The following is an 11,355-nucleotide window of genomic DNA, read 5'->3' as shown; positions in this document are numbered from 1 at the left end:
GTTTCTGGCGGGGGCGGGGTTGAAACCAATCAGCCCGTCCGGCGTTTGAGGACGAACTCGGCGGAGCCGGTGATCTGCGGTCACCTCGAGGCCGGCGCAGCCGGAAAGTTTCGGGAAGGGGCGGGGTTGGGGAAAGAGACCGCCCTCACCCCACCGCCCCACCCGGCCGCACCAACCCCGACTCGTACGCCACAATCACCAGCTGCGCCCGATCCCTCGCACCCAACTTCCCCATGATCCGGCTGACATGCGTCTTCGCGGTCAGGGGGCTCAACCCCAACGCCTCCGCTATCTCCGTGTTGTTCAGGCCCCGCGCCACCAGCGAAAGCACCTCCCTCTCCCGTTCGGAGAGACCCTCCGGGCCCTCGGCGCCCAGGGACGGCGGAGCCGCCGGCGCCCGCAGCGCGCGGGCGATCAGGCGGGATGTCGGGCCCGGCGACAGCAGGGACTCCCCCGCCGCCACCGTCCGTATCGCATCAAGCAGTTCCGCCGGCTTCGTGTCCTTGACCAGGAAGCCGGACGCCCCGGCCCGCAACGCCTCGACGACATGCTCATCGGTGTCGTACGTCGTCAGCATCAGCACCTTCACACCCGCCAGGTCCTCGTCCCCGGCCAGCAGACGCGTCGCCTCGATGCCGTCCAGATCCGGCATGCGGATGTCCATCACGATGAGGTCGGCCCGCTCGGAGCGGGCGAGCTCGACCGCCGCACGCCCCGTCCCCGCCTGCCCGACCACCTCCATGTCCGGCGCCGACTCCACGAGCAGCGCGAACGCCACCCGGACGAGAGTCTGATCGTCGGCCAGCAGCACACGGATCGTCATCGGAGGCCTCCCACAGGCACCAGCGGCAGTACGGCGTTGACCATGAAACCGCCCTCGTCCCGAGGCCCCGCCTCCAGGGTGCCGCCCACGCTGCGGGCCCGCTCGCGCATGCCGACGAGGCCGAAGCCGGGGGTGTGGGACGGGTCGCGGGCGTCGGCCCGGCCGTCGTCCGTGACCGTCACCTTCAGCGCCGCGTCCTCCATCCGTACGCCCACCCGGATGGTGAGACCGGGGCCCCCGTGCCGGACGGCGTTGGTGAGGGCCTCCTGGATGATGCGGTAGGCGGCGGCGCCCACCGCCGGCGGGGCGTCCGTCTCGCGCACGGCGAGGTCGACCTCCGCGCCGGAGATCCGCGCGGCGTCCGCCAGATCCGGCAGCCCGCCGAGCCCCGGCAGCGGCCCCCGCGACTCCTCGGGCCCCGACCTCAACACCTCGAGCGTGGCCCGGAGTTCACCCCGTGCCGACCGGCAGGTCTCGGCGATGTCGTCAAGCGCCTTGGCGACCGCCGCACGGTCGAGCCGCTCCGGATCGGCGGCAAGGACATGCGCCGCGACGGAGGTCTGGACGCCGACCAGGGTGATGCTGTGCGCCAGCAGATCGTGCAGGTCGCGGGCGACCCGCAGCCGCTCCTCGGCGACGCGCCGCCGCGCCTCTTCCTCGCGTGTACGTTCCGCGCGCACGGCACGTTCCACGACCGAGGCCACGTACTGCCGATGGATCCGCACGTACACCCCCAAGAGGAGTACGGCCACGACCCATCCGGAGATCCGCAGCACCTCGGCGACCTGGTGCGGGGAGACGCTCGCTTTGACGGCCAGGGCGAAGCCGACGACGGTGAGCCCGGTGAGCATGGCGCGCAAGGGCCGACCGGTGGCGGCGACGGTGTAGAGGGCCACCAGGCCCACCGGGACGGCGGCGATGTGCGTGTAGTCGGCGGCGTGGTAGGGCACGACGCAGGCAGCCACGGCGAAGAGCACGGGCACGGGCCTGCTGCGCCGCCACACGAGAAGGATGTGCGCGGCCATGAGCAGCACCCACCCGATGGCGTCCGGGTGCCGGCCGTCCTCCACGAGGGCCGCGAGGAAAGCGGCGGCGACGGCGATGCCGCCCGCGAGGACGGCGTCGTCACACAGGGCCCGGCGGGTGCCGGGTGCCGCGCCGCTGAAGGGGAGCGAAACACTCCGCCCGCCGACACCGCTCGCGCCACCGGGCGGGCCACCGGGCGCGCCTGAACTGCCATGAACTCGCTGGGTGTCCACCACCGCTCCATCCTCCCGTACGTCGCCGCCCCCGTGGGAGCTACGGCACCGGCACCCGAGCAGGCTCCGCCGCCGCACCCACCGCGGCGGCGGGGCGAGACAGCGCGCCGGGCCACCACACGCGCCGCCCGAGGGCGACACTCGCGCTCGTCACGAGATACGTCCGCACCAGGAACGTGTCAAGGAGCACTCCGACCGCGATCACGAAGCCCAGCTCGACCAGCTGCACCAGCGGCATATTGGTCAGCACCGCGAACGTGGCCGCGAGCACGAGCCCGGCCGAGGCGATGACGCCTCCCGTGGTCCGCAGCGCCGTCAGCGCGGCAGCGCCCGGCTCCGCGCCCGCCAGGGACTCCTCGCGCATCCGGTGCATCAGGAAGATGCCGTAGTCGACGCCCAGTGCGACGAGGAAGACGAAGGACAGCAGGCCGAGCCCCGGATCCGTGCCCTCGAAGCCGAACAGCGGCTCGAAGACGAGTCCCGCGATGCCAAGCGACGCGCCCCACACCGCGACCACGGCGGCGAGCAGCAGCAGAGGCGCGACGAGACTCCGCAGCAGCGCCACGAGGATCAGAAACACCGCCGCGAGCACCAGCGGCACGATGATCATCCGGTCGCGGGAGTTGGTGTCCTCCAGGTCCAGTTGCTGCGCGCTCGCGCCCCCCACGTACGAGGAGTCGAGATCGGACCGCAGCTCCTTGATCGTCGCCGTCTCCCCCGCCGACTGCGGCGCGGACGAGGCGATGACGGAGATCTCCGTCCACCCCTTCGCCGTACGCCCCTTGGCCACACTGTCCACACCCTTCGTGTCCCGGATGGACGCCAGCGCGGCCCCCGCGTCGTCGGAGGGGGTCATCACGGTGATCGGCTGGCTGCCTCGCTCGGGGTAGGCCTTGGCGAGCGTCCCCATCGCGGAGACCGAGTCGGGCGTCTTGGTGAAGGAGTCCTCCTGCTTCAGGGCCCCCGGCAGGTTCAGCGCGCCGAGCGCCAGCGCGCCGAGCAGCAGCGCGCCACCGGCGAGGACCGTCAGCGGCCTGCGTCCCGCCGAACTCCCCATCATGGAGAAGAGACTGCGCCGCTGCTTGGGCACACTGCCGAACGCGGGGACCAGCGGCCAGAACACCCGGCGCCCGAGCAGCACGAGGACCGCGGGCAGGAGTGTCAGCATCGCGGCCAGGGCGCACAGCACACCGACCGTGCCGAGCGGGCCCATGCCCCGGCTGCTGTTGAGGTCCGCGGCGAGCAGGCAGAGCAGCCCGGCCGCGACCGTCCCCGACGAGGCGAGCACCGCGGGGCCGCAGCCGCGCAGGGCGGCCACCATCGCGTCGTACGGACGCTCGATGCGGCGCAGCTCCTCCCGGTAGCGGGCGACAAGGAGCAGCGCGTAGTCCGTGCCCGCGCCGAACACGAGGATGGTCATCACCCCGCTGCTCTGGCCGGTGACGGACGTCCCGAACCCTTCGTGCAGTCCGTACGCGACCGCCATCGCGAGGTAGTCCGCGATGCCCGCGACGGCGAGCGGAACCAGCCACAGGAACGGGCTGCGGTAGATGAGGATCAGGAGGAGCGCCACCACGCCGGCCGTGGTGTAGAGCAGCGGGCCGCCGAGCGAGTTGTAGACCTTCGCGGCGTCCGTGTTCAGCGCCCCGTCGCCGCCCACCTCGACACTCAACCCGCCCTCGCCGCGCGCGACTTCACGCACGTCCTCGACGAGCGCGTCCCTGGCCTTCTCGTCCTGGCCGGGCTCGGTGCTCGCCACCGGGTACATCAGTGTGGTGCCGTCCTTGGACGGTACGGCGCGGGGCGTCGAGGTCAGTTTGTGGGCCCGGTCGATGTCGGCGACCTGGGCCGCCGCGGTCTCGCGGTCGGCGGCCCTCAGGCCGCCGTCGCGGTGGTACACGAGCACCATCTCGGTGGCCTCGCCGCCGGGCAACTGGCCTTCCAGTTCGGCGACTTGGGTGGAGTCGGCGCTTGCGGGGAGGTAGTCGACGACGCGGTCCTGCTGGGTGTCGGCCAGTTTCGACGCGAAGGGCCCGGCGAGCGCGATGACGGCGATCCACAGCCCGAGGAACACCCAGGGCACGGCTCGTCGCCGTCGTGCGGTGGTCTGTTCGGCCCGCATGACGGGCCTCCTTCCGGCAGGTTGGCAGGTTCAACGCCAACGCTCCCGGAGCAAGGGGGCCAATCCGTCGGGCCGGAGGGCGAGTTGGGGCGTACGCCCCAGGGAGGCAACGGGGTGCGAGTACTCCCGCGGGAGTACTGCGGCCGCGCCACGAGGGCGCCCGCCTCCGGTGCCGGAAGCCCGCTACGACTGCGTCGTCCGCGCCGCCACCAGGAGACGCGTCACCTCGTCCGCGCCGATGGTCAGCGCCCCGCCCGCCGTGCCGAGCACCTCGCGCTCGGCGGGGGTGTACGGCCCGTCGGCGAGGGCGATCCGCGCGCCCTGCAGGAGGATCGACTCGCGTCCCGCGGGGGCGAGGTGCGGGGCCAGCGGGCCGAGCGCCTCGTGCAGCTCTATGGCCAGACCCGGCACGTACTCCGGCACCGTGGCCCGCCCGGTGTCGGCGGCGAGCGCGTCGACGAGCGCGACGAGCTGTTCCTCGCAGCAGTCGTCGTACCCGGCACCGCGCAACGTCGCGACGGCCGCGTCGAGCGTCGTGCGCGAGGAGGTGCCGCCCGCGGAGAGCACCGCGAGGACGACGGTGTGCACGGCGTCGCGCACCATCGCGAAGAGCCGGGTGGTCGTGGGATGGCCGAGAACATCCGTACCGAAGTGGTCCTGGCAGGCCGCGCATTCGACGATGGGGCCCGTGGCGCCGCGGGGCAGGACGGGGACGCCGAGGAGGACGAAGCGGCGACGGCCGGTGCGCCGCTGGTAGTTGCGGTCGCCTCCGCAGCCGGGGCAGAAGAACTCGCCGTCCCCGACGGTTGTCCAGGCCGTATGTACGCCGATCACGCGCCTGCGCAGCACCCGCGCGCGCGACACGGGCCTGCCGAAGATGCGGGATTCCCGGCCGTTTGGTCCCCGATCTGGCAGCACCACGCACCTCCGTAACGCCCCGGCGACATTGCCTGGTTGGGCGTGATGTTAGCCACATTGTTGATGTGACGTCAGCACCCTGTGCGAGAGATGGCCGGTAGATGACCAGAGCGCGGAAGCGCACAAAAGCGCCGGACGGGCTCAAACAAGCCCGTCCGGCGCTCGATGACCGGGGTCCGGGGGCTAAGCCCCGAATGCAGTGCCGATTAGCGCGCGGCGCGGTTCACCGCGGAAACCGCGGCCTTCAGCGAGGCACGCGTGGTGTTCGCGTCGATGCCGATGCCCCACAGGACCTTGTCGCCGATGGCGCACTCGATGTACGAGGCGGCCTGCGCGGAGGCGCCCTCGCTCATCGTGTGCTCCTGGTAGTCCAGCAGGCGTACGTCGATGCCGATGCCCTGCAGGGCCTGGAAGAAGGCCGAGATCGGGCCGTTGCCGGTGCCGGTCAGGACCGTGTCGGCGCCGTCGACCGTGGCCTCGACGGTGAGGGTGTCGGTGCCGTCCTTGTCGGTGGTCGTCTGGCCGTTCTTGACCTGGATGCGGCCCCACGGATTCTGCGGGTTGGGCAGGTACTCGTCCTGGAAGATGCCCCAGATCGCGTCCGGCGTGACCTCGCCGCCCTCGGTGTCGGTCTTCGTCTGGATGATCTTGGAGAACTCGACCTGCATGCGGCGCGGCAGGTCCAGCTTGTGGTCGTTCTGCAGGACGTAGGCGATACCGCCCTTGCCGGACTGCGAGTTGACGCGGATCACGGCCTCGTAGGAACGGCCGACATCCTTCGGGTCGATGGGCAGGTACGGCACGGCCCACTCGATGTCGTCGACGGTCTTGCCCTGCTGCTCGGCCCGGACCGCCATGGCCTCGAAGCCCTTCTTGATGGCGTCCTGGTGGGAGCCGGAGAAGGCGGTGTAGACGAGGTCGCCCGCGTACGGGTGGCGGGGGTGGACCTCCATCTGGTTGCAGTACTCGGCGGTGCGGCGGATCTCGTCGATGTCGGAGAAGTCGATCTGCGGGTCCACGCCCTGCGAGAACAGGTTCATGCCCAGGGTGACCAGGTCGACGTTGCCGGTGCGCTCGCCCTGGCCGAACAGGCAGCCCTCGATGCGGTCGGCGCCGGCCATGATGGCCAGTTCGGCGGCGGCGACGGCGGTGCCGCGGTCGTTGTGCGGGTGCACGGACAGGCAGACGTGCTCGCGGCGGGTCAGGTTGCGGGACATCCACTCGAAGCGGTCCGCGTGCGTGGACGGGGTCGAACGCTCCACCGTGGCGGGCAGGTTGAGGATGATCTCGCGGTCCGGGCCCGGCTGCCACACGTCACAGACGGCCTCGCAGACCTCCAGCGCGAAGTCCAGCTCGGTGTCCGTGAAGATCTCGGGGCTGTACTGGTAGCCGAAGACCGTCTCGGGGCCCAGCAGCTTCTCCGCGTACTCCATGACCAGACGCGTGCCGTCCACGGCGATCTGCTTGACCGCGTCCTTCGAGCCGCGGAAGACGACCTCGCGCCAGACCGGCGCGGTCGCGTTGTACAGGTGGACGGTGGCGCGCTTGGCGCCGACCAGCGACTCGACGGTGCGGGAGATCAGCTCTTCGCGGGCCTGCGTCAGGACGGAGATGGTGACGTCGTCCGGGATCGCGCCGTCCTCGATGATCGAGCGTACGAAATCGAAGTCCGTCTGCCCGGACGAGGGGAAGCCGACCTCGATCTCCTTGTAGCCCATGCGGACCAGCAGGTCGAACATCTCGCGCTTGCGGGCCGGTGACATCGGGTCGATCAGCGCCTGGTTGCCGTCACGCAGGTCCGTGGAGAGCCAGCGGGGGGCGGCCGTGATCCGGTTCTGCGGCCAGGTGCGGTCGGGGATGTCGACCTGCTCGTACTGGCCGTACTTGTGGATCGGCATGGACGTGGCGCGCTGGAAATTCGGCTTGATCGCCATGATGCGGGGCTCCTCGGGAGTGTCCTGAAGGACGGCCGACGGTCGCTTCGCGAGCAACACCGAACTCCGCGGGGAGGGAGTCGGCCTCGACTACAGGCCCTCGCCGCGGCAGCTAAGGAGAAGCAGCCCGTAACGCATGATGCTCCGCAGCCTAGCCGAGCCGCGCTGTGTGCGCGGATGCGTATCAGTATGCGGGATCGCGGTCAGGTTACGGCCTAGTGGTGATCAATCCCTCTATTTCACTAATCATGGTTGCAGGTAGTGACAGCGGCATAGCTCAGTGCCACATTGCCGCCATGACCGCCAACCCAGGCTTCGAGCCTGTCTTCTGCACCATCATTCCGCCCCACGTGCTCGACACTCTGGCCCAGAGTGACGACGCCTCGCTCGCCGGACCCGCCCGCCGCACCCTGGAGCGGGACGCCATCGAGCGCACCCACCGCCGGCTGACCACCGTCATCGGCGCCCCCTCCGTCACACCGCCCAAGGAAGCGGCCGAAGGCAAGCCGCACCGCACGATCTACGACGCGAAGCACAAGACCGAACTGCCGGGCCGCAAGGTCCGCGGCGAGGGCGACAAGCCCGGCAAGGACGCGACCGTCAACCGCGCGTACGCGGGCCTCGGCGCGACCTTCGAGCTGTACCTGAAGTCGTACCAGCGCAACTCCATCGACGGCAGCGGCCTGCCGCTCATCGCGACCGTGCACTACTCCGAGGAGTACAACAACGCCTTCTGGAACGGCGAGCAGATGGTGTTCGGTGACGGTGACGGCGAGATCTTCCTCGACTTCACCATTCCGGTGGACGTCATCGGCCACGAGCTGACGCACGGCGTCACGCAGTACACGGCGAACCTCACGTACTTCGGACAGCCGGGCGCGCTCAACGAGTCGATGTCCGACGTCTTCGGCTCGCTGATCAAGCAGTACACGCTCGGCCAGACCGCCGCCGACGCCGACTGGCTGATCGGCGCCGGGCTGCTCGCCCCGCGCGTCACGGGCAAGGCCCTGCGCTCCATGAAGGCGCCGGGCACGGCGTACGACGACGACGTGCTCGGCAAGGACCCGCAGCCCGCCGACATGGACCACTACGTCCGCACGGGCCGCGACAACGGCGGCGTGCACATCAACTCCGGCATCCCCAACCACGCCTTCTACCTGCTCGCCGAGGCGCTCGGCGGCAACGCGTGGGAGCGGGCCGGGCAGATCTGGTACGCCGTCCTGACCGGCGGCGAGCTGGCGCAGGACGCCTCCTTCGCGGACTTCGCGAAGCTGACGGTGGCCGCGGCGCGCGACAAGTACGGCGAGGGCGAGGAGCACGGGGCCGTCCTGAAGGCGTGGTCCCAGGTCGGGGTGCCTACCACCTGAGCGCCTCCTGGAGTAGACAGGACCCATGCGTATCCAGGTGAAGCGCACGGGAGGATTCGCGGGCATCGAGCGGCACGCCGAGGTCGACACCTCGGGACTGCCCGATGCCCACGAGTGGCACGCCCTGGCCGAACAGGCCGTGGCCGATGGCCGGGGCACGCCGCTCATAGGGGTGCCGGACGGCTTCAATTACCAGCTCACCGTCGACGGGCACACGGTGTACTGCTCGGATCCCCGGCTGACCGAGCCGCAGCGGAAGCTGATCTCGCGGGTCCTGAAGGAGGGCTCGTAGCACTCTCGTAGAACTTGAGAAGTGTTCATCTTTTCTCGTGTACACCCATTGACTTCCTTACTGGGCGGTACGGAAGATCGCGCCCATGGCTGCGAGCGATCCGCGCGAACCGATGGCACCGATACCCCAGTTCCCCCGCGACTTCCTGTGGGGGGTGTCCACATCGGCCCATCAGATCGAGGGCGCCGTCGACGAACGCGGCCCCTCGGTCTGGGACGCGTTCACGGCCGTCCCGGGGAACGTGAAGGACGGCACGACGGCCGCCGTCGCCTGCGACCACTACCACCGCTACCGCGAGGACGTCTCCCTCATACGGGAGTTGGGCGTGGACGCGTACCGCTTCTCCGTGTCGTGGCCGCGGGTACTTCCGGCGGGTGCGGGCGACGTGAGCGCCGCGGGGCTCGACTTCTACGACCGCCTGGTCGACGAGCTGTGCGCGGCAGGCATACGTCCCGTCCCCACCCTCTTCCACTGGGACACCCCGCTGGCCGTGCAGGAGGCCGGCGGCTGGCTGCGGCGCGACACGGCCGAGCGGTTCGCCGATTACGCCGCCGTGGTGGCCGCCCGCATCGGCGACCGCGTCACGAAGTGGATCACCCTCAACGAGCCTGCGGAACACACCCTGTTGGGCCACGCGCTCGGCCAGCACGCCCCCGGCGAGCAGCTCCTTTTCGACGCGCTGCCGGTCGCCCACCACCAGCTCCTGGCCCACGGCCTCGCGGTACGGGCGCTGCGCGCGGCGGGCGCGCGCGACATCGGCATCGCCAACTCGCACGGCCCGACCTGGCCCGCGTCGGCCGCCGACGAGGACACGGCGGCGGCGGACTTCTACGACGTACTCCTCAACCGCCTCTTCGCCGACCCGCTGCTCCTCGGCCGATACCCGGAGGACATCGGGGAGTTGATGCCGTCGGACGACCTCGAAGCGGACCTGAAGGTGATCTCCGAGCCGCTCGACTGGTACGGCGTCAACTTCTACCAGCCGACGAAGGTGGGCGCCCCGCTCCCCCACACCACCGAGTTCTCCGGCCTCACACTCCCGCCCGAACTCCCCTTCGCGCCAAGGGAGATCGAGGGCTTCCCGGTGACGGACTTCGGCTGGCCGGTGGTCCCGGACGCGTTCACGGAGCTGCTCACCGGCTTCCGCGACCGGTACGGCGACCGGCTTCCGCCCCTCGTCATCACCGAGAACGGCTGCTCGTACGAGGGTCTGGACGACCAGGAGCGCATCACCTACCTGGACGGCCATCTGCGGGCCCTGCACCGGGCGTTGGAGGCGGGCGTGGACGTACGCGGCTACTTCGTCTGGTCCCTGATGGACAACTTCGAGTGGGCGGAGGGCTACCGGCAGCGCTTCGGGCTCGTCCACGTCGACTACGACACCCTGGAACGCACCCCTAAGGCGTCGTACGGCTGGCTGCGCGATGCCCTGCGGGCGCAGCGACCATGACCGCCACCGCGCTGGCGGAGCCGACGGAGCGGGTCGGACGGGGCTGGACCTCTTCCCTGTCGGCCGCCAACGGGGCGATCTGGGTGGGCTGGTACGGCCCGCTGCAGATCCTGCTCGCCGTGCAGGCGGAGGACCTGGCCCCTGCGGGCACGTCTAAGGAGACGGTCCTCGCCTGGGTGACGGGCGTGGGCGCGGTGGTGTCCCTCGCCGCGAACCCGCTCTTCGGCGCGCTGTCGGACCGCACGACGTCCCGCTGGGGCCGCCGCACTCCCTGGATCGTGGCGGGCACGGCAGGGGGCGCCGCCTCGCTCCTCCTGCTCTCCGCGGCCGGCTCGGTGTGGTGGATGGCGGCGGGCTGGTGCCTGGTCCAGCTCACCCTGAACGCCGCCTTCGCCGCGGTCACCGCGGCTGTCCCCGACCGGGTACCGCGCCTCCAACGGGGCTCTGTGGGGGGCTGGTTGGGTGCGGCGCAGCTGCTCGGCGTGGTCGTCGGGACGGGCCTTGCCACGGTGGCGGGCGGGACGGTCGCGGGGTACGCGGCGTGCGCGGTGTTCACCGTGGCGGGCGTGCTGCCCTATGTCGTACGCCATCGGGACCTGCGCCTGGCGGCCGCCGACCGCCCGCCCTGGAACGGGCGCGGCTTCCTCGCGGGTTTCTGGCTGAGCCCGCGCCGCTATCCGGATCTCGGCTGGGCGTGGCTGACCCGCTTCCTGATCAACGTCAGCAACTCGGTGGTGCTGCTCTACCTCCTCTACTTCCTCCGCGACCGTCTGCACCGCTCCGACCCGGAGGCGGGCGTACTGATCCTGACGGCCGTGAACGGCGTGACGATGCTGGCCACGGTCGTGGTGGGCGGCGCCTGGTCGGACCGCGTCGGCCGCCGCAAGCCGTTCGTGATCTGGTCGGGCTCGCTGATGGCGGTGGCGACGAGCCTCCTCGCGGTGTGGCAGACCTGGCCGGGCGCGATCGTCGCGGCGGCGGTGCTCGGCATCGGCTTCGGCGTCTTCACGTCGGTGGACTTCGCCCTGATGACGGACGTCCTGCCGAAGGCCCTGGACCGCGGCAAGGACCTGGGCGTCATCAACATCGCCAACTCCCTGCCCCAGGTGGCGGCCCCGGCGATCGCGGCCCCGATCGTGACGTATCTGGGCGGCTACCGGGTCCTGTACCTGGTGGCGGCGGTGGTGGGG

The 11,355-nt window shown here is 70.8% G+C and carries 9 protein-coding genes; 4 read left to right on the top strand and 5 right to left on the bottom strand.

The window, feature by feature from the left end; translation table 11 throughout:
- Positions 1-145: 145 nt before the first annotated feature.
- From E2651_RS34730 to leuA, 5 genes are all read right to left on the bottom strand, one after another.
- A complete protein-coding gene (locus tag E2651_RS34730; protein ID WP_135335244.1) occupies positions 146-823 on the bottom strand; it encodes a response regulator transcription factor in 678 nt (225 codons plus the stop codon).
- The gene (locus E2651_RS34725; protein ID WP_135335243.1) at positions 820-2,085 is read right to left on the bottom strand and encodes a histidine kinase; all 1,266 of its coding nucleotides are present in this window, start codon (positions 2,083-2,085) and stop codon (positions 820-822) included. The genes E2651_RS34730 and E2651_RS34725 overlap by 4 nt, the downstream gene beginning before the upstream one ends.
- A gap of 37 nt (positions 2,086-2,122) precedes the next feature.
- Positions 2,123-4,204: an MMPL family transporter gene (locus tag E2651_RS34720; protein ID WP_135335242.1), complete on the bottom strand. Its 2,082-nt coding sequence runs from the start codon at positions 4,202-4,204 to the stop codon at positions 2,123-2,125.
- 183 nt (positions 4,205-4,387) lie between these two features.
- Positions 4,388-5,068, bottom strand: coding sequence for a TerB family tellurite resistance protein (locus tag E2651_RS34715; RefSeq protein ID WP_245239419.1), 681 nt, complete (start codon positions 5,066-5,068; stop codon positions 4,388-4,390).
- A 260-nt stretch (positions 5,069-5,328) separates the two neighbouring features.
- On the bottom strand, positions 5,329-7,056 hold the full coding sequence (leuA, locus tag E2651_RS34710; RefSeq protein WP_135335240.1) for a 2-isopropylmalate synthase: 1,728 nt from the start codon (positions 7,054-7,056) through the stop codon (positions 5,329-5,331).
- A 296-nt stretch (positions 7,057-7,352) separates the two neighbouring features.
- Here leuA and E2651_RS34700 point away from each other — a divergent pair, with 296 nt between their 5' ends.
- From E2651_RS34700 to E2651_RS34685, 4 genes are all read left to right on the top strand, one after another.
- Positions 7,353-8,423 carry a M4 family metallopeptidase gene (locus E2651_RS34700; RefSeq protein ID WP_135335239.1) on the top strand — a complete coding sequence of 357 codons (1,071 nt, stop codon included), beginning with the start codon at positions 7,353-7,355 and terminating at the stop codon, positions 8,421-8,423.
- A gap of 25 nt (positions 8,424-8,448) precedes the next feature.
- Positions 8,449-8,715 (top strand): protealysin inhibitor emfourin, encoded by a 267-nt coding sequence (locus tag E2651_RS34695; RefSeq protein ID WP_135335238.1) that lies wholly within the window; start codon positions 8,449-8,451, stop codon positions 8,713-8,715.
- Between the two features lie 85 nt (positions 8,716-8,800).
- Positions 8,801-10,165 carry a GH1 family beta-glucosidase gene (locus E2651_RS34690; RefSeq protein ID WP_245239418.1) on the top strand — a complete coding sequence of 455 codons (1,365 nt, stop codon included), beginning with the start codon at positions 8,801-8,803 and terminating at the stop codon, positions 10,163-10,165.
- On the top strand, positions 10,162-11,355 hold a 1,194-nt coding region (locus tag E2651_RS34685), incomplete at its 3' end, for an MFS transporter (RefSeq protein ID WP_135335237.1). The genes E2651_RS34690 and E2651_RS34685, both read left to right, overlap by 4 nt.

This window comes from Streptomyces sp. MZ04 (assembly GCF_004684775.1).
In the GTDB taxonomy this organism is placed as follows: Bacteria; Actinomycetota; Actinomycetes; order Streptomycetales; family Streptomycetaceae; genus Streptomyces.
Note: the sequence above shows the minus strand (reverse complement) of the source record. Positions and strands in the feature narration are given on the sequence as shown.

Bases quoted from the DNA above. Each gene is read 5' to 3' on its own strand.
- E2651_RS34730 (WP_135335244.1), bottom strand. From the start codon at position 823: ATGACGATCCGTGTGCTGCTGGCCGACGATCAGACTCTCGTCCGGGTG.
- E2651_RS34720 (WP_135335242.1), bottom strand. From the start codon at position 4,204: ATGCGGGCCGAACAGACCACCGCACGACGGCGACGAGCCGTGCCCTGG.
- leuA (WP_135335240.1), bottom strand. From the start codon at position 7,056: ATGGCGATCAAGCCGAATTTCCAGCGCGCCACGTCCATGCCGATCCAC.
- E2651_RS34700 (WP_135335239.1), top strand. From the start codon at position 7,353: ATGACCGCCAACCCAGGCTTCGAGCCTGTCTTCTGCACCATCATTCCG.
- E2651_RS34695 (WP_135335238.1), top strand. From the start codon at position 8,449: ATGCGTATCCAGGTGAAGCGCACGGGAGGATTCGCGGGCATCGAGCGG.
- E2651_RS34690 (WP_245239418.1), top strand. From the start codon at position 8,801: ATGGCTGCGAGCGATCCGCGCGAACCGATGGCACCGATACCCCAGTTC.